Origin of the sequence: Oleiagrimonas sp. MCCC 1A03011 (assembly GCF_003267965.1) — a bacterium.
Taxonomy (GTDB): Bacteria; Pseudomonadota; Gammaproteobacteria; order Xanthomonadales; family Rhodanobacteraceae; genus Oleiagrimonas; species Oleiagrimonas citrea.
On sequence record NZ_MSPY01000001.1, the window covers coordinates 561,767 to 584,494 of the forward strand.

The 22,728-nt window shown below is 65.9% G+C and carries 20 protein-coding genes; 10 read left to right on the top strand and 10 right to left on the bottom strand.

Annotated elements, in window-relative coordinates:
* Complete coding sequence (locus BTJ49_RS02560) at window positions 1–408, bottom strand: GntR family transcriptional regulator (protein ID WP_113063771.1); 408 nt, start codon at window positions 406–408, stop codon at window positions 1–3.
* A 551-nt stretch (window positions 409–959) separates the two neighbouring features.
* Between BTJ49_RS02560 and BTJ49_RS02565 the strand changes: the two genes are divergently transcribed.
* The 9 genes from BTJ49_RS02565 (at window position 960) to BTJ49_RS02605 (ending at window position 8,837) form a co-directional block, all read left to right on the top strand.
* The gene (locus BTJ49_RS02565; protein ID WP_113063772.1) at window positions 960–1,601 is read left to right on the top strand and encodes a hypothetical protein; all 642 of its coding nucleotides are present in this window, start codon (window positions 960–962) and stop codon (window positions 1,599–1,601) included.
* Between the two features lie 88 nt (window positions 1,602–1,689).
* On the top strand, window positions 1,690–2,124 hold the full coding sequence (locus tag BTJ49_RS02570; RefSeq protein ID WP_113063773.1) for a MarR family winged helix-turn-helix transcriptional regulator: 435 nt from the start codon (window positions 1,690–1,692) through the stop codon (window positions 2,122–2,124).
* A gap of 2 nt (window positions 2,125–2,126) precedes the next feature.
* Entirely contained in the window at window positions 2,127–2,885 is a 759-nt protein-coding gene (locus tag BTJ49_RS02575) for a siderophore-interacting protein (RefSeq protein ID WP_113063774.1), read from the top strand.
* Window positions 2,886–3,128: 243 nt separating this feature from the next.
* On the top strand, window positions 3,129–5,339 hold the full coding sequence (locus BTJ49_RS02580) for a patatin-like phospholipase family protein (RefSeq protein ID WP_146742241.1): 2,211 nt from the start codon (window positions 3,129–3,131) through the stop codon (window positions 5,337–5,339).
* Window positions 5,340–5,406: 67 nt separating this feature from the next.
* Entirely contained in the window at window positions 5,407–5,763 is a 357-nt protein-coding gene (locus tag BTJ49_RS02585; RefSeq protein WP_113063776.1) for a DUF1304 domain-containing protein, read from the top strand.
* Window positions 5,764–6,195 (top strand): hypothetical protein, encoded by a 432-nt coding sequence (locus BTJ49_RS02590; RefSeq protein WP_113063777.1) that lies wholly within the window; start codon window positions 5,764–5,766, stop codon window positions 6,193–6,195.
* A gap of 73 nt (window positions 6,196–6,268) precedes the next feature.
* Window positions 6,269–7,150, top strand: a complete 882-nt coding sequence (locus BTJ49_RS02595) for an aldo/keto reductase (RefSeq protein WP_240601695.1) — start codon at window positions 6,269–6,271, stop codon at window positions 7,148–7,150.
* Between the two features lie 268 nt (window positions 7,151–7,418).
* Window positions 7,419–7,859 carry an NfeD family protein gene (locus BTJ49_RS02600; protein ID WP_113063778.1) on the top strand — a complete coding sequence of 147 codons (441 nt, stop codon included), beginning with the start codon at window positions 7,419–7,421 and terminating at the stop codon, window positions 7,857–7,859.
* A 42-nt stretch (window positions 7,860–7,901) separates the two neighbouring features.
* Window positions 7,902–8,837: an SPFH domain-containing protein gene (locus BTJ49_RS02605; protein WP_113063779.1), complete on the top strand. Its 936-nt coding sequence runs from the start codon at window positions 7,902–7,904 to the stop codon at window positions 8,835–8,837.
* Window positions 8,838–8,971: 134 nt separating this feature from the next.
* On the opposite strand, the gene BTJ49_RS02610 is transcribed toward BTJ49_RS02605, so the two are convergent.
* The 4 genes from BTJ49_RS02610 to BTJ49_RS02625 form a co-directional block, all read right to left on the bottom strand.
* A complete protein-coding gene (locus BTJ49_RS02610; protein WP_113063780.1) occupies window positions 8,972–9,859 on the bottom strand; it encodes an alpha/beta hydrolase in 888 nt (295 codons plus the stop codon).
* A gap of 87 nt (window positions 9,860–9,946) precedes the next feature.
* Window positions 9,947–11,077: an oxidoreductase gene (locus BTJ49_RS02615; RefSeq protein WP_113063781.1), complete on the bottom strand. Its 1,131-nt coding sequence runs from the start codon at window positions 11,075–11,077 to the stop codon at window positions 9,947–9,949.
* Window positions 11,078–11,168: 91 nt separating this feature from the next.
* Window positions 11,169–11,957, bottom strand: coding sequence for a glutaminyl-peptide cyclotransferase (locus BTJ49_RS02620; protein WP_113063782.1), 789 nt, complete (start codon window positions 11,955–11,957; stop codon window positions 11,169–11,171).
* A 68-nt stretch (window positions 11,958–12,025) separates the two neighbouring features.
* Entirely contained in the window at window positions 12,026–12,631 is a 606-nt protein-coding gene (locus tag BTJ49_RS02625) for a class I SAM-dependent methyltransferase (protein ID WP_113063783.1), read from the bottom strand.
* A 67-nt stretch (window positions 12,632–12,698) separates the two neighbouring features.
* Here BTJ49_RS02625 and BTJ49_RS02630 point away from each other — a divergent pair, with 67 nt between their 5' ends.
* The gene (locus tag BTJ49_RS02630; RefSeq protein WP_113063784.1) at window positions 12,699–14,591 is read left to right on the top strand and encodes an ATP-binding cassette domain-containing protein; all 1,893 of its coding nucleotides are present in this window, start codon (window positions 12,699–12,701) and stop codon (window positions 14,589–14,591) included.
* Between the two features lie 236 nt (window positions 14,592–14,827).
* Here BTJ49_RS02630 and BTJ49_RS02635 read toward each other — a convergent pair whose 3' ends face one another.
* The 5 genes from BTJ49_RS02635 to BTJ49_RS02655 are packed head-to-tail and all read right to left on the bottom strand — an operon-like array spanning window position 14,828 to window position 22,727.
* Window positions 14,828–16,171, bottom strand: a complete 1,344-nt coding sequence (locus BTJ49_RS02635) for an ATP-binding protein (protein WP_240601696.1) — start codon at window positions 16,169–16,171, stop codon at window positions 14,828–14,830.
* The gene (locus BTJ49_RS02640; protein ID WP_240151727.1) at window positions 16,161–17,561 is read right to left on the bottom strand and encodes a sigma-54 dependent transcriptional regulator; all 1,401 of its coding nucleotides are present in this window, start codon (window positions 17,559–17,561) and stop codon (window positions 16,161–16,163) included. Before BTJ49_RS02640 ends, BTJ49_RS02635 begins: the two co-directional genes overlap by 11 nt.
* A 28-nt stretch (window positions 17,562–17,589) precedes the next feature.
* Complete coding sequence (locus tag BTJ49_RS02645) at window positions 17,590–17,862, bottom strand: hypothetical protein (RefSeq protein ID WP_146742242.1); 273 nt, start codon at window positions 17,860–17,862, stop codon at window positions 17,590–17,592.
* Window positions 17,863–17,866: 4 nt separating this feature from the next.
* Window positions 17,867–20,302: an ABC transporter permease gene (locus tag BTJ49_RS02650; protein ID WP_113063787.1), complete on the bottom strand. Its 2,436-nt coding sequence runs from the start codon at window positions 20,300–20,302 to the stop codon at window positions 17,867–17,869.
* 4 nt (window positions 20,303–20,306) lie between these two features.
* The gene (locus BTJ49_RS02655) at window positions 20,307–22,727 is read right to left on the bottom strand and encodes an ABC transporter permease (RefSeq protein ID WP_240601697.1); all 2,421 of its coding nucleotides are present in this window, start codon (window positions 22,725–22,727) and stop codon (window positions 20,307–20,309) included.
* Window position 22,728 lies beyond the last annotated feature (1 nt).

The window sequence follows — 22,728 nt, forward strand, 5'->3', positions numbered from 1 at the left end:
TCAGGCGGTCTTGCGTATCAGGACACGCAGCGCTTCATCCAGACGCTGCAAGGCCTGCTGCGGCGGGTAGTCCAGCGCCACCACTTCATGCACGAAGTGGCGAATGGCGTCGTCCAGACGGCGTTCGCGCTCGTCGTCGCTCAAGCGCTGACGCGGCGGGGCCACGAACAAACCCAGCCCCTGCCGCGATTCCACCCAACCCTCGTTGCCGAGTTCGGCATAGGCCTTGGCCACGGTGTTCGGGTTGATACCCAGCTGCTGGGCAAGACCGCGCACGCTGGGCAGCTTGCCGCCCGGCGCGAGTTCGCCGGTGGCGATCTTCATGCGCACAGCATCGACGATCTGCTTGCTCAGCGGGCGCGAATCGCCGGTCGCAACTTGTATGGCCAGGACTTGGGTGCGCGGCATGCCCGCTCTCCGTATGGTGTACTGCGATACATAGTACACTTTGCGCAACCTACTCCGTCAAGGCCATGGGTCATGGTAGGCGGATATTCCAAAGGAATGGGCGAGAACACGGACCTCTTGTGACCCTGCTCACCGCCTATCACCCGCTTTCAATACCGCATTGGCACTTCGTCGAGCAGAGCGAACACCGTAGCGATCCCGACCACCTCCATCCCGACACGGCGGGTCGCACCGGACATAACCTATGCATCGCCTGCTCGACGGCACTTCATGTGCCACCTCTCCTGCGCGGGTGGACGACCACATCATGGATCAGCTTTCCCCTACAGACATTGGGACATGAATCACGGAAGCTATTCGTGCTCCACATGCGGCATCGCGTTTCGCGCTTGGACGGCCGGCGCGTATCGGCAAGTGGAGTTCGACCTAGGCACGACACGGTGAAGGTTGGGGGACCCGATCCGTGAAAGGGTAAGCCCGCCCACAGAAAGCCAGTGTTCACACGCTGGCTTTCTGCTTTATGGCTCAGCGTCACTGCTACCCTAGGGCGCATGACTGCTACAAGGACCGTTCGCGCACACCGCATCGTCGCGTGCGCACTCACCGCGCTCTGCCTGATCCTGCTCGCCGGCTGTGCCTCGAACCCGCCCCGGCACACCGACAATTTGTGCAAGGTGTTCGACCAGCATCCGGACTGGTACGACGCGGCCCACGACGCGCAGAAGCGCTGGGGCACCCCGATCCATGTGCTGATGGCCTTCATCAATCGCGAGTCGAGCTTTCGCAAGCGCGCGCGGCCCGACCGCCCCTGGTTCCTGTTCATTCCCCTGCCGCGCAAATCCAGCGCCTACGGCTACGCACAGATCCAGGACCCGGCATGGGAGGACTACAAGAAAGCCAACGGCGGCCTGTTCAAGAGTCGAACGGACATGAAGGACGCGCTGGACTTCATCGGCTGGTACACCGACCGTATCCATCGCGCGCTGGGCATTTCCAAATGGGACGCCAAGCACCTGTACCTCGCCTACCACGAGGGTATCGGCGGCTACCGTAGCGGACACTGGAAGCGCAATCGCTCGCTGCTTCGCACGGCCAACGGCGTAGCCTACCGCTCCCGCCAGTACGGCGCGCAGCTCAAGCGCTGCGCGGTGCGCTTCCGCTGCCGGCACTGGTATCAGTTGTTCTGCCACTGAGGTATTGCATTGGAAATGCCCCGGAGTTAGTTGACAAGGTCAACCATAACGACAAGAATATGGTTGATTTTGTCAACTTTATCCCGCCATGTCCTCCACGCCCCCCGGTGATGCCCTGCATCGTCTGTTGCACGCCTACAAGCGCGCCATGCGCGAGGCTTATCGCGCTGCCGGCATCGACCTGCCCTCTTCGCACGTACGCACATTGAAGGCGATCTGCGGCCTGCCGAAATGTACCGCGCAGGCCATCGCCGAACGCATGCATCGCGACAAGTCGCAGATCACCCGTGTCGTGCACGACCTGCAGGCGGCCGGACTGATCACGCGCCGCCCCGACCCTGACGACGGCCGCCGCCAACTCCTCGCGCCGACCGCTTCCGGCAAACGCCTGCGCGCACGCGTTGCCGAGGCCGAACGCGAAGCCGGCACGCGCATGGTGCGCGGCCTTCCGCCGACGTCCGTCGCGACATTCGTGCGCATGGCCGAAACCATGGCGGCCAACCTGGACACCACGGAGTCCTAAACATGAATCGTCCCGCCCCCTACCGCTTCACCGTTCTCGGCAAACATGCCGTCACTCCACGCATGCTGCGCGTGACCCTGGGCGGCGAAGGCATGCAACGCTTTCCCGACGATCAGGCCAGTGCCTACGTCAAACTGCTTCTCCCGGTTCCTGGCCAGGATCGTCCGCTTCTGCGCACCTACACCGTGCGCGCGCAGCGCGACGACGCCATCGACATCGACTTCGCGCTGCACGGCGAGGATGGCGGCGGCCCGGCTTCCGGCTGGGCACTGAGCTGCGCTCCCGGCGACGCCATCGAAATTGCCGGCCCCGGTCCCAAGAAACAGGTCGATCCCAAAGCCGACTGGATATTGATGGTCGGCGACATGACCGCCCTGCCCGCGCTCAGCGTGAACCTCGAACAACTGCCTCCGGACGCTCACGGCCGCGCGATCATCGAAGTGCCGGACGAAGCCGATATCCAGACGCTGCCCGCTCCCACCGGATTCGAGCTGCAATGGGTCCTCAATCCGCGCCCCGGGTACACGACACCGCTTCTGGACGCAGTCGAAGCGCTCACGTGGCCACAAGGTGAGGTCAACATCTGGGCAGCCTGCGAATTCACCAGCATGCTCGCGCTGCGCACGCACTTCCGTGACATCCGCGGCATGACGCGGAAGCAGGTGTACATCTCCAGCTACTGGAAGCAGGGCAGCGACGAGGAATCGCACAAATCGCTGAAACGCACCGACGCCGAGCAGAACGAAACCCGCGCCGCCTGAGTCCCGGCCTGCTGCGATCATTCCGACGAAATCGCCGCTTGTCCGAGACAGACAAACCCACACCGACCCACACCGACTCGGCCTACACGACATGCCGCGTGCAGGCCATTGCGCCCACCGCCACGAGCACAGGCCACGCCCCTCACGGTGCGGGATGCCCGAGCGTCCACTCTCCGATAGGCTTGCAGCAAGCCCGCACGAAGCCGGCACCGGCCGACCGGCAGGGCGCGAGGGGAGTTGGACATGCTTCACCGGACCCGAGTCTGGATCGCCGCCGCCGTGCTTTTCGGGCTGGCTGCCAGCGCGCATGCGCAACGTCCGAAGACCTGTCTGGTGCTGGGCGGCGGCGGCGCCCGCGGTGCAGCGCACATCGGCGTACTCAAGGTGCTCGAACGCGAGCACGTGCCCATCGACTGCATCGCCGGCACATCAATGGGGGCCATCGTCGGCGGCCTGTACGCGGCCGGCTATTCGGCCGATCAGATTCAGGACATCCTCCAGCGCATCGACTGGAAGGACATGTTCCGCGACGACCCACCCCGCGAGGACCTCCCGATGCGCCGCAAGCGCGACGAGCTGCGCTTCCTGGGCGGCATCGAACTGGGCCTGCACGACGGTCGCATCGCCCTGCCCCGCGGCGTCATTCAGGGCCAGAAGATGCAACTGCTGCTGCGTCGGCTGCTGCTGTCGACACACCAGATACCCGACTTCGACCACCTTCCCATCCCTTTCCGCGCCGTCGCCACCGAAATCGGAACAGGCCGCAAAGTGGTCTTTTCGAAAGGCGATCTGGCCCTGGCCATCCGCGCCAGCATGTCCGTGCCGGGCGCCTTTGCGCCCATCCGCTATCGCGGCCACCTGATGGTCGACGGTGGCATGGTCGACAACGTGCCCATCGACCTGGCCCGCGAGATGGGCGCGCAGCGGATGATCGTGGTCGACGTCAGCCAGCCGCTTGCCGCCGAGAAGGAACTGAATTCGCCCTTCCACATCGCCAATCAGATGCTGACCGTGATGATGAAGCGCGAGACCGACAAGCAACTGGCCACGCTCGGTCCCGACGACATCCTGATCACGCCGGCGCTGGGCGACTTGACCAGCGCCAGTTTCGACCGGGCGTCGCAGGCCATCGAACTCGGCGAACAGGCCGCACAGAAGAGCGCTTCGTCCTTGCAACGGGACGCGGTGGATGTGGCCACCTATGCCCGCTTCGCCACAGCGCATCATCCAGCGCCCTTCGATCCGCCGCTGATCGCATTCCTGGATGTGCTTCACGATGGCAGCCGCACATCGGGTTACATCGAGCAACGCCTCTCCGACGAAGTCGGCCGGCGTTTCGACCCGCGCCGGCTGGACAAGGCCATCGGCCGCGCCTACGGCTACGGCACCTACCAGCGCATCGCCTACGACCTGGAAGAACGGGACGGCAAGACCGGACTGAAAGTGGAGCCGGTCGACAAGGACTGGGGACCGAACTACCTGCGCTTCGGCATGCGCCTTTCCGACAACTTCGCCGGACGCAACAGCTACCGATTGTTCACCGAAGCCAACCTGACCGGTCTCAACGACCATGGCGGCCAACTGCGCAACCGCGTGCAGCTGGGCGAAGTGACTGAACTGTTCAGCGAATTCCTGCAGCCATTCGGCAAACGCGGGCGTTTCTACGTTGCACCCTATCTGCAATACAGGGCCTACGATGTCCCGCTGCAAGGCGGCGGCTCGATCAATTACGCCGAATACCGCCAGCACCGCAGCCGCGCCGCACTGGAACTGGGCTGGACACCCAACGCGATGTGGCAGCTTTCCGCCGCCCTGGAACGCGGCCACGACAGTACGCGCCTGCGCGTAGGACTGCCCGTCTTTCCCAACTTCTCTTCGGACTTCGGCGGCGTGCTGCTGCGCGTGTCGCATGATTCCCTGGACAGCTCCGCCTTCCCTTCCCGCGGCACACGCCTGGACCTGTCCCAGGAAATCCTTCTGCGTCAGCTGGGTTCCCCGGATACCCAGCGCATCAGTCGTCTGCGCTGGGATACAGCCCTGTCGTCCGGCGCCAACCATTTGCTGCTGGGCGCAAGTGCCCATTCGGCCAGCGGGTCCCCTCGTGACATCCGCTTCATCGACTACGGCGCTCTCGGCGGCCTGACCCACCTTTCCGGTTATGCGGACAACCAGATCTATGCACGACAGACGGCTCTGGCGCGCGCAGTCTACTATCGCCGACTGACCAACGCGCAGCACCTGTTCAGCGTCCCGGTCTATCTGGGCGGAAGCCTGGAAGCGGGCGGCGACTGGGACAAACGCAGCCAGATCGGTCGCGACCCGATTTTCGCGGGAAGCCTGTTCCTCGGCATCGACACCTACCTGGGGCCCATCTTCCTCGGCTACGGACAGGCCCAGGGCGGTCACCGCGCGCTCTATCTGACTTTCGGTTCGCTGTTGCGCAGCGACGAATGAAAGCGCCACCCGAACGCGAATGGCATGATGCCGTCATTCGCGTTCACCACGCATGAGGGATCAACGCATGTCCACAAGCGCCGATATCCTGGTGGGTCTGATCGCCGTGCTGCACGGGGGCTTTCTGATTCTCGAAATGTTCCTGTGGACTACGCCGGTCGGTCGCCGCGTGTTCGGCATGCGCCGCGAGCAGGCGCAAGCGACCCGCGTGCTCGCCGCCAACCAGGGGTTGTACAACGGCTTTCTCGCCACAGGGCTGGTCTGGGGACTGGTCGACAACGCGCATGGGCTGGCGATCAAGACCTTCTTCCTGGCCTGCGTGGTCCTCGCCGGACTGTTCGGCGGCTTCACCGCCAGTCGCCGCATTATTGTGGTCCAGGCGCTGCCGGCCGCGGTGGCGCTGTTCCTGATGTGGATGGCCTGAATGTTCATGCACATCTTGCTGCTTGGCGGAATGCTCGCTGCCAGCGGCACGCCATCGCGGACATTCCCGGAACATGCCGCATTCGAAGCACTCGAACACGCGACCTTCGCCGGCGGGTATGCGTATACGTGCCTCCGCGTCGATGATCGCGACCCCTCGCCCGCCTTGCTGAAACGGGTGCAGCGCAACGTACCCGGCACCGTTCCCGCCTCGGCCTGCACCGCAGCATCGGTGCCCGTGACCTATCGCCTCACCGGCGAGCGCGCCGTGCTGATCAGCACATTCCATTTTCATCGGACCGAAGCAGATCGCGCGGAAGCGAATCTCGACATCCACGCGGGACCGATGGCCGGCAATGGGTATACCGTGTACTTCCGGCTCGTCGCCGGTCGCTGGCAATGGGTCGGCACGAAGATGCGCTGGGCGTCGTAAACGACATCACTGGACGCTTGAGAGCGCTCCGACCGATTGCGACACTGAGCGACCGATCCCGCAGCGAACGCGCATGAACACCATGGACAAAACCCTGCTCTCCCCCATCGTCGCCGGCATGTGGCGCATGGCCGAGTGGAATCTGGATGTGCCGGCGCGCGTGCGCTGGATCGAGCAGGCGTTAGAGCTGGGCATCCATACGTTCGACCATGCCGACATCTACGGCGACCACGCGGTCGAGACGCTGTTCGGCGAAGCGCTGAAGGCATCGCCCTCGCTGCGCGCGCACCTGCGCATCGTCACCAAATGCGGCATCCGGCTGAAGTCGACACAGCGCGGTGTGGCCGTGCAGCACTACGACACTTCGCCTGCATACGTGCGCGCGCAGGTCGAAGCGTCGCTGCGCAAGCTGCATGTCGATCAACTGGACCTGGTCCTGATCCATCGCCCGGACTATCTGATGGACGCCGAAATGCTGGCCGGGACCTTCGCCGCGCTCACGAACGAAGGCAAGGTCGCGCACTGGGGCGTGTCCAACCACACCACGAGCCAGTTCGAGTTGTTGCAGGCACATCACCCGCTGGTCACCAACCAGATCGAACTGTCGCCGCTGCATCTCGATGCGCTGGACGACGGCACGCTGGACCAGGCGCAACGGCTGGGGCTGCGGCCGATGATCTGGTCGCCGCTCGGCGGCGGTCGGCTTTTCACCGGCGAGGACGCGACCGCCGTGCGCGTGCGCGATGTCATGCAACCGATGGCCGAACGGCTCGGCGTGTCGCTGGCGACGCTGGCCTATGCGTGGATGCTTCGCCATCCGTCCCGTCCGCACCCGATCACCGGAAGCGGCCGCATCGACGGTCTGCGCGATGCCGTGGCGGCACTCGACGTACCCCTTTCCACCGAAGACTGGTACGCGATCTGGACCGCCAGCACCGGACACCCCGTACCCTGAATCACTACTGCCGCAAGGGTGCGCGCAATGCACGCTCGCGGCGCACCACCGCCATGCGGACATCACTTTCGACACACGCTGCACACGCTTCGAACAGCGTCGTCGAAGACCTACGCAGGCACGCGGCGCACCCCCACGGCACCGCCCGGAATCGCCCCCCGAAAATCCGGCAACGGCGCCCCATTTGCGGTAAAATGCACACCTGCCTGATTCCCTAGCAGCGCACCCTCGAACGCGCCCGCAGAATCGGTGCGAAGGAGGGGAAACCATGAACGCTTCGCAGATGCTCGGCACCGCCTTGCTGGTGGTCGGCGCGATCGTCGCCGTGTCCGAAATGCACACACTCACCATCTATCTGATTGCCGTGGCGGTCGCCTGCTTCGTCGGCGCCGGCGCAGCCTTTGCCGGCGCAAGCCTGCCTATGACCCTGGGCATCACGGCGGTGGTCGCCGTGCTGGGCATGCCCGTGGCGCACTGGATGCGCGGCCGCTTGCGCAATCATGCGTCCGAGCACGTCACCCATGACGATGTCGGACGTACCGTGCAGGTCACGTCGATCAACGACGATCACCTGCGCGTGTCCTACCGCGGCACGGCCTGGCACGCGCGCATGCAGGACGCATCCGCCGCCTCCCCGCATCCGGGCCAGACCCTGCGCATCGTCGCCCGCGAGGGCAACGTGCTGGTCCTGGCCGCCGACGCTGCATAACCTCAGCGCGGCCTTCCATTTCTTTTTGACAAGGAGAGCTCCATGTCCGTGAGTCTTGTTTTCGCCATCGTCCTGGTGGTGATCGCGCTTACCCTGATCAGTCGCGGCCTGCGCATCGTGCCGCAGCAGCACGCCTGGGTGGTCGAACGTCTCGGCCGTTTCCATCGCGTGCTGGAACCCGGCCTCAATCTGCTGATTCCGATTGTCGACAACGTCGCCTACAAATTCGATCTGCGCGAGACGCCGATGGACGTCGAAAAGCAGGTCTGTATCACCAAGGACAACACGCAGATTTCCATCGACGGCGTGCTGTATCTGCAGATCACCGACCCCAAGGCGGCCGCCTACGGCACTTCCGACCCGATGTCCTCGGTCGAGCAGCTGGCGCAGACCATCATGCGTTCGGACGTCGGCAAGAAGCAGCTCGACGAAGTGCTGTCCTCGCGCACCGAATTGAACGAATCGATCGTCAGCGAACTGGACCGCGCCGCCACCAACTGGGGCGTGAAAGTGCTGCGCTACGAAATCCGCGACATCAACCCGCCGCAGGAAGTGATCCGCGCGATGGAACTGCAGATCACCGCCGAGCGCCAGAAACGCGCGCTGATCGCCAAGTCCGAGGGCGAAAAGCAGCAGGCGGTGAACGTGTCCGAGGGCGAACGCCAGCAGCAGATCAACCGTGCCGAAGGCGCCAAACGCGCCAAGATCCTGCAGGCCGAGGGCGACGCTCAGGCCGTGACCACCGTGGCCGAAGCCACTGCCCGCGCGCTGGCGACCGTCGGCGCCGGACTGCAGCAGGCCGGCGCACAGGACGCCATGAAGATGCAGGTGGCGCAGGACTTCATCAGCCAGTGGGGCGGCATCGCCAAGGAGTCCAACGTGATGATCGTGCCATCGGACATGGGCGATCTGTCCAAGGTCGTCGGCACCGCGTTCAAAATTGTCGACGGTGTAAAGCCCGCAAGTGCGGCGAACTGATCCCGCTTCGACCGCACATCAAGAAAAAGGCGCCCGATTCGGGCGCCTTTTTCGTAAGCGGTTGTAGATCCGCTTCTTCGAGATGCCGCTGGGTGCGTCGAACACATCCGCGACCGCCCTACTGCCTGACCGACTCATTCCGTCCCCGCGTCGTCCGACGCGAACTGCTCGTCCAGCCATTCGCCCAACTGCGCGAACACGCGGCTGCGCGCCGGCTCGGCCTCATTGAAGATTTCGTGATACAGCCCGTCGAGCACTCGGCCGTCCAGCCTCGACGGCGGACCCGCGGCAATGAAGTCGCAACTTCCCGAGGCATCGACCAGATGATCGTCACCGGCAGCCAACAACAACGCCGGCACGGAGAGATCATCGGCCTGCGCGATGCAGTAGGCGCCGGAACGGAAGATGAAATCGGCCAGTCGCGGCGTAATGCGGTTGTCGCAGTTCGGATCGTCGTCGTAGAACGGTGCCACCGCGGCGTCATGGGACAGGTACTGTCGCTTGATTCCGTTTCGAAGCGGAAGATTCGGCATCACGCTCGCGAGCACACCGGCCAGACGCTGCATGAAGGCCGACTCGTGACTGCGGAACGCCGGCGAGGAGAGCACCATCGCCGACGGTCGTACCCGCCCTTCGAGCACGGCATGCGCCGCGACCAGTCCACCCATGCTGTGCCCGAACAGTAGCGGCGGCGTTTCGAAGTCGATGGCGTACGCGGCGTACATCGCCGCCAGATCGGTCAGCAGATCGTCGCTGCGCCGCAAGGCGCCGCGCGGCCCAGGTGACTGTCCGTGACCGCGTTGATCGTAGCTGCAGACATCCCAACCGCGGCCGGAAAACCATGCAGCGATGTGCCGGTAGCGGCCGCTGTGCTCGCCCAGTCCGTGCACCAGAAGCACGCCTCGCTGCGCGGAAGGGTCCGGCCAGCGACGACGGAAAAGCAGCTGACCGTCGGCCATCCGCACATGATCGAACTGTCCCTGCGGTCCCGGCAGCGGGTCGGCGCGCAATGCAGTGTTCATCGAATCGCCCTCGATGGCTCCGGACCGATCATCCTATGTCACGCGCGTCACGCCAACTTCCTGCGCGGATGTGGCGAACAGAGAGAGTCAGTCCGGCACGCTGCGCAAAGCGACTGCCGCTGATTGCAGCGCGGGAAAATCCGCCTGCGCCGCCGCCCACTCCTCGGAACTCAGATCCAGATCTTCGCTGGCACCGGCACGTGCCGATTTCGCACCGGCCTCGAGCACGGCCATGAGCGCAAGCGCCTGCACCGGTGTAACTGGAGGCTGCGCAATGCCAAGGACGGCGTCACGCACGGCAGCATAATAAAGACGATGATCGCCGGACGGTGCAGCCAGGGAAACCTGTTCGCCGTTGCCATCGGTGAGCCGCAGCGGATCGGAATCTTCTCCCCACCCCTCCGCGCCCGGCCGCATGCCTTCTCGCAACTGGGTCTCCTGCGGGTCGGCAGCCTGCTTGCAAAGACTGCCGCGCTCGCCATGCACCAGAAACCGGGGCGTGTCGCCCGCCACCAACATGCCGGCGTGCAGGATCACCTGCAGCACGCCGTAATCGAGCACCGCGTGAAACCAGTCGTCGACCACACCTCCGCTGCGTTGCGCCAGGCGGTGCAGCGTGACGCGTTGAGGCAGCCCGAACAGCACCAGTGCCTGATCGATCAGATGCGGGCCGAGGTCGAACCAGAGTCCGGCGCCCGGCACGGCCTGTTCGCGCCAGCGCTCGCGCACCTCGGGACGGAAACGATCGATGCGCGATTCGAACTGCACCACGCGACCGATCCGCCCGGCGGCAATGGCCTCGCTCACGGCGAGAAAATCACTGTCCCAGCGCCGGTTCTGGAACACCGAAAGCACGCACCCCGACTCCTTCGCCAGTCGCGTCACGTGGCGAGCCTGCGCCAGGTCCAGCACGAAGGGCTTGTCCACGACCACATGCTTCCCCGCGCGCAAGGCCGCCTCGGCCAAGGGCGCATGCGCCGCATTGGGGGCGGCGATCACAACCAGATCGACATCCTCGTGCGCGATCAGCGCCGCCGCATCGGCCACGACTTCCGCATGCGGGATGTCGCGCTGCACCTGCACCGGCTGACTGGATGCCACCACCGCGACGTCCATGCCATCCACAGCGCCGATCAACGGCGCATGAAAAGTGCAGCCGGCGTAGCCGTAACCGATCAGACCGACGCGAAGAGGGCGGGATGCGTTGGGAGTACTCATGTTGTGATCGTGCCCGCTTCCGCGCGCCGAAGCGAGTGCACGGCGCACACGGACATGCGCTTGCAATCGTCATCCACGCACGATGCGCCCGTCATCGTCCGAGCCGAAGCGCCGCCACGCGCCGTTGCCGCGGCGGCACCAGGCGAATCTGGAACAGCGTCGGCCAGCACTTGCCGGTCACGAACAGCCGCCTGTGCTCGACATCCCAGGCGATCCCGTTGAGCACATCGTCCTCGGGATTGGGCAGCTTGCTCACATCCAGCAATCCTTTCAGCTCGATCCAGCCGACGACGTGCCCGGTGGCCGGATCGATGCGCGCGATGCGTGTGGACTGCCAGATGTTGGCGAACAACTGGCCGTCGACCCACTCCAGCTCATTGAGGTTGTGCACCGGCTGGCCGTCCGCAGTGACATGGATCGTGCCGATCTGGCGCAGCGTGTCCGCATCGAGCACGCGCAGATTCGGCGTGCCGTCGCTCATGTACAGCCGGTCACCGTGCCGTGTCAGCGCCCAGCCCTCGCCGGGATAACGGAACAGGCGCACGGGCTTGAGCGTATGCAGGTCGTAGACCAGCCCCATGTGCTGACGCCAGGTCAGCTGGATCAGACGATCCTTCCAGGCGACGATGCCCTCGCCGAAGATCTTCGGTGGCAGCCAGGACTGCTGCACGACCTTGCCACTGCGTAGCGCGACCTTGCGCACGGACGAAGCGCCCTCCATGCCGGTGCTCTCGTAGAGAAACCCGTCCCGGTAGAACAGCCCTTCGGTGAACGCATTGCTGTCGTGCGGATACCGGTGCACGACCTTGAAGCCGTAGACCGGAATCGCCGCGTACAGCGGCGACGACGCAAGCAACAGGATCGACAGCACCGCCAGCATCGAGCGGACGGCGATGCGTCCGCATACCGGGCCGCGCCGCGGACCAGGGCTCACCGCACGCTTCGCGTTCACGCAACCGCCGGCTTGCGCGCCACCAGGTCGATCAGCGCAGACATGCCCTCATGCCGCCCCTCGTGCAACTCGGCGTCGTAAATGGCCAGGTGCTCGATCTGCAGGTCCGCGAAGGCTTCGCGCAGCATCGGCTCGGTGTACATGTTCTCCGCCTCGGGCGGGCCGCCGGTGCCGTACTCCAGCTGCTCGGGACGGTAGCCCTGCAACAGCAGCAGACCGCCCGGCTTGAGCGCGCGCTGCATGTCCGCGAACATCCGCGCGCGGAAATCCGGGTCGGCAAACTGGATGAAGATGCCCGCAATCACGTCGAAGCGCTCGCGGCCGAAATCCCAGTTCGCCAGATCCGCCAGCTCGTAGCGCAGCTGCACGCCGCGCTCGGCGGCCAGTCGTCGGCTCTTGTCCAGCCCGACCTGCGAGCCGTCCACGGCCAGCACGTCCAGCCCCTGCTCGGCCAGCCATACGCCGTTGCGGCCGTCGCCATCGGCCACCGCCAGGGCCGTGCCCTGCTTCGGCAGACGCGACTGCTGCGCGACCATGAACGCGCTCGGCGCCGTGCCGAACAGGTAGCCGTCGCCGGCATAGCGCTCGTTCCAGTCCACCATGAACGTTTCTCCTTGCGTGGGGGGAATCGTGCGCATTCTACGCGTCCGACCCCGGTACAATGACGTCATGTCCCTGATTCAACTTCTCAAGGTCGACTACAGCGTCGGCGGCCCCTTGCTGCTCGACGGCATCGACTTCACCCTGGAAAGCAACGAACGCGTCTGCGTGGTCGGTCGCAACGGGGCCGGCAAATCCACGCTACTGCGGCTGCTGGACGGCACCATCGTGCCTGACGACGGCGAAATTCGCCGCCAGACCGGCATTCGCGTGGCGCGCCTGACCCAGGAAGTGCCGCAGGATGCCGACGGCAGCGTGTTCGACGTGGTCGCCTCCGGACTGGGCGATCTGGGCGCGCAGCTGGCCGCCTTCCACCACGCCGCCCACGAAGGCGACACCGAGGCCATGGCCCGCGCGCAGGAACGCATCGAGGCCGGTCACGGCTGGGACCTGGACACTCGCGTCAGCCAGACCCTGTCGCGCCTGGAGCTCGACGGCGACGCCGACTTCGCCGCCCTTTCCGGCGGCATGAAGCGCCGCGTGCTGCTGGCGCAGGCTCTGGTGTGTGCGCCCGACGTGCTGCTGCTGGACGAGCCGACCAACCATCTCGACATCGAAGCCATCGACTGGCTGCAGGAGTTCCTGCGCAATTTCAGCGGCAGCATCGTGTTCGTCACCCATGACCGCCGCTTCCTGCGCCAGCTGGCCACACGCATCGTCGAAATCGATCGCGGCCGACTCACCGACTGGCCCGGCGACTACGACAACTACCTGCGCCGGCGCGAGGAACGCGCCCACGCCGAGGCCCAGGCCAACGCCCTGTTCGACAAACGCCTGGCGCAGGAGGAAGCGTGGATCCGCCAGGGCATCAAAGCCCGCCGTACCCGCAACGAGGGCCGCGTGCGCGCGCTGAAGGCGCTACGCGCCGAACGCGCCGAACGCCGCGAGAAAACCGGCACCGCGAAGATGCAGCTGGCCGACGCGCAGGCCTCGGGCCGCAAAGTCATCGAAGCGAAGGACATCGCCTTCCGCTACGGCGACCGGGTGCTGGTGAAGGACTTCTCCACCACCGTGATGCGCGGCGACCGCATCGGCATCATCGGTCCCAACGGCGCCGGCAAGACCACACTGATCCGCCTGCTGCTCGGCCAGAACCCGCCCGACCACGGCAGCGTGAAGATCGGCCAGGGCCTGGAAGTGGCCTACTTCGACCAGCACCGCGCGCGCCTGGACGAAAACCTCAGCGCCGCCGACAACGTCGCCGAGGGCCGCGAATTCATCGAACTCAACGGCAAGCGCACCCACATCATGGGTTACCTGCAGGACTTCCTGTTCGCGCCCGAACGCGCCCGCGCACCGATCACGCGGCTGTCCGGCGGCGAACGCAACCGCCTGCTGCTGGCCAAGCTGTTCGCCCAGCCGTCCAACCTGCTGGTGATGGACGAACCCACCAACGATCTCGACGTCGAGACGCTGGAGCTTCTGGAAGACCTGCTGGCCGACTACAAGGGCACGCTGCTCCTGGTCTCGCACGACCGCGAATTCCTCGACAACGTGGTCACCAGCACCCTGGTGATGGAAGGCAACGGCCACATCGGCGAATACGTCGGCGGCTATGCCGACTGGCTGCGCCAGCGTCCGCAAGCCCGTTCCCCCGACGCAACCCGGGCCCCCGCGAAAGTCACGCCGCCATCCGAGACAGACGCAAGCAGTCCTGCGCAACGAAAGGACAGCAAACAACCCGCGCGCAAGCTCAGCTACAAGGACCAGCGTGAACTGCAACAGCTGCCCGCCCGCATCGAGCAACTGGAGACCGACATCGCCGCGCGCACCGAAGCGATGAACGACCCCGGCTTCTACCAGCAGGACAGCGATGCCATTGTCGCCGCCAACGAGGCGCTCGCCGCCCTGCAGAGCGAACTGGAATCCGCCTACGCCCGCTGGGAAGAACTAGAGGACTGAACGACCCCGCGAATCAAGACAACGCGTCTGCAGCAGACGTTGCCCGATGCTGCAGGAAGACAGCGGGTGCCAGATCGACCCTGGCCAATCGAGCAGACGCTGGCCGACTTGCACGTCGCACGCCGCCGCCGAACCACGCCACCGGTCCGCAGGCCGCGCTGAAACCGCCGCGCAACGCTCGCTACCGCTGACGACCAACGTGACATGGCGCATGCACCTGTCGGCATGGATACGCATCAGCCGACCGGGAGCCAGATCCGCGCAAGCGCCCCGCGTGCGTCCTTTCTCGCCACCAGACTGACGCCGCCCTCATGGGCCTCGGTGATCTGGCGCACCAGCGCCAGCCCGATACCGGAGCCGCCCGGCTTGGTGGTGAAGAACGGCACGAAGAGATTGTCGCTGCGCGGCGGACCCGGCCCATTGTCGATGACTTCGATCAGCGCTCGTGCGTCCTCGCGCCGCCAACGCACGCGCACGAGACCGCCCTCGGCCGGCGCCGCCTCGACCGCGTTGCGCAACAGGTTGATCAATGCCTGCTCGATCTGGTCAGGGTCGGCCTGCACCCGCAGCGCTTCGCCGTCTTCCACCTGCACCGGGCAGCGCTGCTGCAAGTGCGCGGCCTTCTTCGCCAGCTGCGCCAGATCGACGTCGCGCATGTTCGGCGAAGGCAGACGCGCCAGACTGCTGTATCCGGCCAGGAAGCGCGCAAGCGCGCCAGCGCGCTTGCCGATCACGTCCAGTCCGGTCCGGAAGTCTTCGCGCCAGTCGTCCGGCAACGGATCGCGCGCGGCCAGCGTGGCGAGGGTGTCGGCCATGGACTGGATCGGCGCCAGCGAATTGTTGACCTCGTGCCCCAACACGCGCAGCAAGCGCTGCCAGGCCTGTCGCTCTTCCTCGCGCAGCACTCGGCCGACGTCGTTCACGACCAGCAGCCGCCCGCCGCGTCCGCCGCTACGCAGCGGTGCATGACGCACCTCGAAACGACCGGTACGACCCGGAAACGCACGGGTGATGGTCTGAATGGGCGGTGCATCCAGCAGTGCGGCCAGCCCCAACTCGGCCGCGCTCGCCCCGAACAGGCGATGCTTTTCGGCATTGAGCAACTGCTGCCCGACCGGATTCACCAGACGTAGGCAGCGCGACTCGTCGAAGACAAACACCGCACTGTCCAGCGCCGCCAGCGTCTTGCTCAGCAGATACGAGGACTCCTCGAATTCCAACCGCTCCCGCTGCAGACGCTCGGCGAGCCGATTGACATCGTCAGTCATGTCGCCGAGCACACTTCCGCGGGTACCGCGCAGGCTGTAATCGCCCTGCCGCAGCGCCTCGATCAGGCTCGACAAGGTGTACATCGGATGGATCACGCGGCGGTACTGCCATCGTGCGACCCATGCGGTCAACGCCAGCACCGCTAGCGCGGACGGCACGATCCACCGCGCAACCGGCAGCCCGAAGGTCAACACACCCACCAACGCCAACAGCGCCGGCGCGGCGATCAGCAGGCCGCCGTAAAGCACGCGCGCCTCGAAACGCGGCATCTGCCCGCGCGTGCGCGGCGTCGGGGTGGAGTCAGTCGGCATGTCCCGCAGTATCGCGCAAACCGTGCTTTTCCATGCGTCGATACAGTGTCTGCCGGGTGATGCCCAGCGCGTCGGCGGCCTGCTGCAGGTTGCCTTCGTGACGCTCCAGCGCGCGCTGCACCAGCACCGCCTCGGCCTGATCCAGCGTCATGCCTTCGAAATCTCTTCCGCCGCCAGCATCGACTTCGCCCGGCGCGCCGAACGTCAACGCCGCCGCGCTGACCTGATCGTGCTCGGCCAGCAGCGCCGCGCGTTCCATCAGGTGCTGCAATTCGCGCACGTTGCCGGGCCAGCGCCAGGCCAGCAGCGCGCGTTCGGCCGAAGCGGTCAGATGCAGTGGATCGCGTCCGTGCCGCGCGGCGCTTCGCGCAAGAAAGGCACGCGCCAGCGGCGGGATGTCGTCGCGCCGCTCGCGCAACGGAGGCAGCCGCACTTCCAGTGTGTTGAGGCGATACAGCAGATCCTTGCGGAATCGCCCGGCCGCGACCTCCGCGTCCAGGTCTGCGTTGGTCGCCGACACCAGCCGCACGTCGGTGGACTGTGTCCGCGAGCAACCGAGCCGCTCGAATTCGCCATCTTCCAGGACACGCAGCAGCTTGGGCTGCTGCGAAGCCGGCACGTTGCCGACCTCATCCAGAAACAGCGTGCCGCCATCGGCCAGTTCGAAGCGACCAATGCGCTCGCCCTTGGCGTCGGTGTAGGCGCCGCGCACGTGACCGAACATCTCCGACTCGAACACGCTCTCGGCGATGCCGCCCATGTTGACCTTGACCAGCGAGCGTTCCGCGCGCGGCGAAAGCGCATGAATGCGCTGCGCGATCACGCCCTTGCCGGTGCCGTTCTCGCCCAGCACCAGCACATTCGCATCACTGGGTGCGATACGTGCGATCAGATCCAGCACACGTCGCATCGGCGCCGATTCGGCAATCAGCGCGTCCGGCTCGTCACCCCGAAGGAGCGCATTCTCGGCCTCCAGGCGTCGCTGCCGGCGCGCGCTCTCGCCCAGCGCGATCTGCGCGCGAAGCACACCCATCAGACGCATGTTCTCCCACGGCTTCTCGATGAAATCGGCAGCACCCAGACGCATCGCCTCGACCGCCAGCGGCACATTGCCCCAGGCCGTCATCACGATCACCGGCATCTCCGGCACGTGCTGGCGAAGCTGTTCGAGCAGCTCCAACCCTTCCTCACCGGACGTTGTGTCCCGGGTGTAGTTGAGATCGATCAGTGCGGCGTCGAAGCTGCGACGGCGCGCCTGCTCCAGCGCCGTCGCCGGACCATCCACACCAACCGCACCCATGCCCTCGGCCTTCAACAACATGCGCAGCGCTTCGCGCACGTCGGCCTGATCGTCGGCAACCAGCACGCTGGGGTTCGTCGGGCGCTTCATGACTTCATCCATCTTTGCAGTGTAGTGCTCACTCGTAACGCAGCGCGACCGCCCGGGCCACGCGCAGGTCGCGTAGCATCGACACCAGCGTGGGGAATGCGGAAATGCCGATCAACGCCGCCAGTACCGGCACGAACACGCCCAGGTCGTGGGCACAAGTGCACAGCCCCGGATCGGCCAGCAGCTTCGACCCCGGCCAGAACAACCCCAGCCCGACGTCAATCACGGCCACCGCCGGCAAGGTGTATCCCGGCCGCCTCGACAGACGCCTTCCGGCCTGACGCACTTCCCGGGTCAACATCGGATCACTCTCCGCGCAAGGCATGCATGGGCGGCGTGCGCGCCGCGCGCAATGCCGGAATCAGGCAGGCCGCCAAACTCGCCAGCACCAGCAGCACCGCGACCACGATCATCGCGGCGGGATCGAGCACCCCGCTGCGCCCGAGCAATTCCAGCATCACGCTACGCAGCGGACGCGCAACGCCGAGCGTAACCGCGAAGCCGAGCAGCAGTCCCGCGCCGACCTGGAGCAGGCCGCCGCGCAGCACCCACGCAAGCAGTGTCGAGGGCCTGGCTCCCAGCGCCATGCGCACACCGATTTCCTGCTCCCTCGCCGCCACCGACACCGCCATCACCGCATACAGGCCGGCGCTGGCCAGCGCCAGGGCGAGCACGGCGAACACGCCGATCAGCAGCAGATTCATGCGCACGTCCGCCGTCTGCGCGTCGACGATGGAACGCAACGTGCGCAGGTGTGCGATCGGCTGTGTCGGCGCCACACTGGCCACGACCCGGCGAACCATGTCGCGATCATGCATCGGCTCGCCCTGCACACGCAGCGCGAAGCGCATCGGTTCGAAGTAGCGGAACGCATTGATCAGCGCATCCGGCGCCTGCGCCAGCGGCACGTACAAGATCGGCGGCTGCGAGCCGAGCGGACCGTACTGGCTGGTGCTGTCCACCACACCGACGATACGTGCCTCGACGACGCCCTTGTCCACGTCCATGTCGATCAGCTTACCCAGCGCCTTGCCACCGTACTCGCGGTCGGCCAGCACGCGGTTGATGATCGCCACCGGTTCGCCGCCGCGGATGTCCTGCGCATTAAACGCCCGCCCCTTGCGCACGGCGATATCGAACGTCGCGAAGAAACCGGGACTGATCGCGCGGAATTGCGTGCTGCCGAAACGCTCGCCGCCGGGACGATGCACCGTGCCGATGTTGAATTGCTGCCCGACTGGCAAGTTCGTGGTCACCACGGCCGCACGCACGCCCGGTTGCATGCGCAACCGATCCAGCACCTGCTGCGACAGATGCTGGACACTCTGCGCATCGGGGTAGGTCGCCTTCACCGGTGCCAGTTCGAAGGTCAGGATGCCGCGATCGGAAAAACCGAGCTGAGTCCGCGCCGCATCGTAGAGCGTATGCAAGAACACGCCGGCGGCCACCAGCAGCACCGTCGCCAGCGTCACCTGCGTCACCACCAGCAGTCGCCCCAGACGCTGGTCGCCGCGCCCGATACCGTTGCGCCCTCCCTCGCGCAAACGATCGACGTCGCCCAGCCTGCCACTACGCCACACACCCAAACCCGCGGCAATCAGCGCGGCCGCCACGCCGGCCAGGAACGCCAGCGTCAGCGTGCCCGTGTCGAGCACAGCGGCGCTCAGGTCCACCACGTCGGTCGACACCACATGTCGCAGCAGACGCAGTCCGAAGTCCGCCATCAGTACGCCGAGCAGCGACGCAAGCAGACCGACCAGCACGGCGTCGGCCAGCGCCGGCAGCGCCTGCCGCCACGCTGACGCACCCAGCGCGCGGCGCACGGCACCGTCATGGCCTCGCGCCAACGCGCGTAGCAGCATCAAATTCCCCAGATTCACCAGTGCGATCAGCAGCACCAGCAGCGCGCTAGCCATGAATAGCAGCAGCACGCCGCGCTGTCCCGCGTGCTGGTTGTCGTGCAGACTGATAGCGCGGAACTGCCGACGGCTGTACCACGCACGCGCCTGCGCTGACATGTCGCTCTGTTCGTACAGCGGGCGAACCCGTGCTTCGACCTGGGCCGACACCGACGCCAGGCTCGAGCCCGGCTTCAAGCGGACAACGGTGAGGAAGTTGGTGCCGTTGTCCCGGCTGTTGGTCGAAAAAGCCGTCGGCAACACCAACGAAGTCTTGCCGAACAGATCGAATCCCTTCGGCAGCACGCCGATCACGGTATGCGGCGCCCCCTCGATGGAAAGCTGCTGCCCGATCACGCCACGATCCGCACCGTAATAGCGCTGCCAGAAGGTGTAGCTGAGCATCACCGCCGGCGCGCCATGCGGGCGATCCTCGTCCGCTGTGAAAGTGCGGCCCAGGAACGGCGTCACGCCCAGTGTCGGTAGCAGATGGCGGTCAGCGAGCATCGTCGGCACCTGCACCGGATGCCCCTCGACGAACACATTGGACGGCGCCAGCGAAGTGCCGATGCCCATCGACGCCACGCCCTGCATGCCCTGCAGATGTTGGTACATCTGCGGCGAAGTCGACGCCATGCCATTGTCCAGAATCATGCCGACAGCAGCCAGACGTTGTGCCTGCGGATACGGTAAGGGCTGCATCAGCGTGCCCCGGATCAGCGCGAACACCGCAGTGCTCGAACCGATGCCCAACGCCAGCACCGCGGTCGCCAGCAGCAGGAATCTGGGTCTGCGCAGACTCGCGCGCCACGACCGCAGAATCTCGTTGAACACGATGCTCATGGTTTCACTCTCCTCGCAATGCGCGCATCGGTTGCACGCGCGACGCGCGCAGACCGGGCGCAAGACAGGCCATCAGACCGGCAAGCAGCAGGGTGAGACACACGCCGGACAATGCCAGTGGATCGAACAGTGAACGGTTGCCCAGGGCACCGATCACCGAACGCTCCACACCCGAAAGCGACAGCGCGAGGATCACGCCCAGGGCCAGCCCAATGGCGATCTGCAGCAGCCCGCCACGCAGCACCAGACCGGTCAAGCCGATCGGCGACGAACCGAGCGCCATGCGCACGCCGAACTCGCGCTCGCGCGCGGCCACCGTCACCGACATCACCGCATACAGACCGGCCGCCGCCAGCAGCAGTGCCAGCACCGCGAAAATACCGATCAGCGTCAGGTTCAGACGCATGGCTGCCGTCGTGCCGTGGACAATGGCCCGCATCGTGCGCATCTGCGCAATCGGCTGCTGCGGGGCGATGTCCGCCACCGCCTGACGCACGCGCGCCCGGTAGTCCTGCGGATCGCCGTGCACGCGCAAGGCGACGCGCAGTGGCTCGAACTTGCGCAGCATCTTCATCATGGCGTCCGGTATCTGCTGCAGCGGCACGTAGACCGTGGACGGTGCCTGCTTCAACGGACCGTATTGATGCGTATCGTCGACCACGCCGACGATGCGCGCCGACCACTGGAAAGCATGGCCGCCGAATTGAATCTGCTGGCCCAGGGCATGCCCGTCGTAGCCGCGTTTGACCGCACTCGCACTGACTACGGCCACGGCCTCGGCGCCCTGCGCGTCGGTAGACGCAAACAGACGGCCCTTGCGTTGACGGATGCCAAACAGCTTGAAGAACCCCGGACTGACAGCGTGGAACTGCGTATTGAAGACCGGACCGTCCGGCGATTGCATGCCCGCCTCCAGCTGGCTGGAAACGCCAACGCCCGAAGGCAGATTGGTGGTCATGGCGACCTGCGTCACACCGGCCACCGCATGCAGGCGCTCTTGCAGCCGCCGCGACAGATCCAGCACGGAAGCCGTGTCCGGATAGTCACCCTTCACCGGCTTCAACTCGAAAGTAAGGATGCCCTGACTGGAAAACCCCAGCGGCGTGTGCGCGGCATCGTAGAGCGTGTGCAGCAACATGCCGCTGCTGCTAAGCAAGGCTGTGGCCAACGCCACCTGGATCACCACCAGCACGCGACCCAGGCGACGGCTGCGACGATTCAGTCCATTGCGACCGCCTTCACGCAGCGTTTCCAGAGCGTTCGCCGCCAGACTGCGCCACAGCCCCAGTGCCGCCGCCAGCACAGCGCCAACCACACCCACCACGATGCCAAGCACACTGGCCAGCAAGGCGGGATGCAGAATGCCTTGCGGTCGCCACGCGTCAGGAATCCATCCCTGCGCCAGCGCCAACGCCAGCTCCGCCAGGGCGATGCCCAGCCCTGCGCCGAGCAGCCCCACCAGCGCGCCTTCGGCCAGCGTCGGCAACGCCTGCCGTAACCGCGGCGCCCCCAACGCACCGCGCACCGCGGCATCATGCTGGCGTAGCAAAGCGCGCGTCAGCATCAGGTTGGTCAGATTCACCAGCGCGATCATCAGCACGCACAGGGCACTGCCGAGAAACAGCAGCAGCACCGGCCGCGCATCGGCATGCAGCCAAGTGCTCAACGGGCGGACAATGAACCGTGTGTGCTCGTCGCGATGACTGCCCAGCTGCCGATACATCCCGTGAATGCGCGCATCCAGGCGCGCCGACATGGCGTCCAGACCGACACCTTCATTCAGCCGCGCCACGGCGAACTGGTTGGCGGATGTCGCCTCCACCGACCCTTCCGGCGGCGGGATGAACGGCAGCATCACGTCGCCGCCAAACCCCATCCGGTCGTAGCGCGCGGGCAGCACGCCGACGATGGTGTAGCGCGCACCCTCGATCCGCAGGCTGCGCCCGATCGCGTCGGCGCGTCCCGCGAACCGGCGCTGCCAGAAACCGTGGCCCAGGATCACCACATGCGGACCATGCGCGCGCGCCTCGTCGGCGGTGAAATTACGCCCCAACCGCGGTACCACGCCCAGCGTCGACAACCACGACGGCGTCACGTGCACCGCCGGTACCAACGCCGGATCGCCATCGCCCGCCACGTTGACCGTCGACCACTTCTCGGCCAGACCGATCGAGGCGACACCCGGCAGCGACTGCATGTGCCGGTACTGACGGACCGTGACCGTGCCCACGCTGCCGGCACGGCTGCGGCCCATCATCACCACCCGCGAAGCCTGCGGTATCGGTAACGGCTTTAGCAGGGTCTGCTCGATCAGCGTGAACACCGCCACACTGGCGCCGATGCCCAGCGCCAGCACGCCGCTCGCCAGCAGCAGGAAGCCAGGCCGACGCACACTGGCACGCCAGGAACGTACGATCTCAATCATC

What these genes read in the sequence shown, in the direction of transcription:
- BTJ49_RS02570 (WP_113063773.1), top strand. Translation starts at nt 1,690, where the DNA reads ATGTCCTCCACGCCCCCCGGTGATGCCCTGCATCGTCTGTTGCACGCC.
- BTJ49_RS02640 (WP_240151727.1), bottom strand. Translation starts at nt 17,561, where the DNA reads ATGAAGCGCCCGACGAACCCCAGCGTGCTGGTTGCCGACGATCAGGCC.
- BTJ49_RS02560 (WP_113063771.1), bottom strand. Translation starts at nt 408, where the DNA reads ATGCCGCGCACCCAAGTCCTGGCCATACAAGTTGCGACCGGCGATTCG.
- BTJ49_RS02575 (WP_113063774.1), top strand. Translation starts at nt 2,127, where the DNA reads ATGAATCGTCCCGCCCCCTACCGCTTCACCGTTCTCGGCAAACATGCC.
- BTJ49_RS02655 (WP_240601697.1), bottom strand. Translation starts at nt 22,727, where the DNA reads ATGATTGAGATCGTACGTTCCTGGCGTGCCAGTGTGCGTCGGCCTGGC.
- BTJ49_RS02645 (WP_146742242.1), bottom strand. Translation starts at nt 17,862, where the DNA reads ATGTTGACCCGGGAAGTGCGTCAGGCCGGAAGGCGTCTGTCGAGGCGG.
- BTJ49_RS02595 (WP_240601695.1), top strand. Translation starts at nt 6,269, where the DNA reads ATGAACACCATGGACAAAACCCTGCTCTCCCCCATCGTCGCCGGCATG.
- BTJ49_RS02565 (WP_113063772.1), top strand. Translation starts at nt 960, where the DNA reads ATGACTGCTACAAGGACCGTTCGCGCACACCGCATCGTCGCGTGCGCA.
- BTJ49_RS02630 (WP_113063784.1), top strand. Translation starts at nt 12,699, where the DNA reads ATGTCCCTGATTCAACTTCTCAAGGTCGACTACAGCGTCGGCGGCCCC.
- BTJ49_RS02650 (WP_113063787.1), bottom strand. Translation starts at nt 20,302, where the DNA reads ATGAGCATCGTGTTCAACGAGATTCTGCGGTCGTGGCGCGCGAGTCTG.
- BTJ49_RS02615 (WP_113063781.1), bottom strand. Translation starts at nt 11,077, where the DNA reads ATGAGTACTCCCAACGCATCCCGCCCTCTTCGCGTCGGTCTGATCGGT.
- BTJ49_RS02590 (WP_113063777.1), top strand. Translation starts at nt 5,764, where the DNA reads ATGTTCATGCACATCTTGCTGCTTGGCGGAATGCTCGCTGCCAGCGGC.
- BTJ49_RS02580 (WP_146742241.1), top strand. Translation starts at nt 3,129, where the DNA reads ATGCTTCACCGGACCCGAGTCTGGATCGCCGCCGCCGTGCTTTTCGGG.
- BTJ49_RS02625 (WP_113063783.1), bottom strand. Translation starts at nt 12,631, where the DNA reads ATGGTGGACTGGAACGAGCGCTATGCCGGCGACGGCTACCTGTTCGGC.
- BTJ49_RS02605 (WP_113063779.1), top strand. Translation starts at nt 7,902, where the DNA reads ATGTCCGTGAGTCTTGTTTTCGCCATCGTCCTGGTGGTGATCGCGCTT.
- BTJ49_RS02620 (WP_113063782.1), bottom strand. Translation starts at nt 11,957, where the DNA reads ATGCTGGCGGTGCTGTCGATCCTGTTGCTTGCGTCGTCGCCGCTGTAC.
- BTJ49_RS02610 (WP_113063780.1), bottom strand. Translation starts at nt 9,859, where the DNA reads ATGAACACTGCATTGCGCGCCGACCCGCTGCCGGGACCGCAGGGACAG.
- BTJ49_RS02600 (WP_113063778.1), top strand. Translation starts at nt 7,419, where the DNA reads ATGAACGCTTCGCAGATGCTCGGCACCGCCTTGCTGGTGGTCGGCGCG.
- BTJ49_RS02635 (WP_240601696.1), bottom strand. Translation starts at nt 16,171, where the DNA reads ATGCCGACTGACTCCACCCCGACGCCGCGCACGCGCGGGCAGATGCCG.
- BTJ49_RS02585 (WP_113063776.1), top strand. Translation starts at nt 5,407, where the DNA reads ATGTCCACAAGCGCCGATATCCTGGTGGGTCTGATCGCCGTGCTGCAC.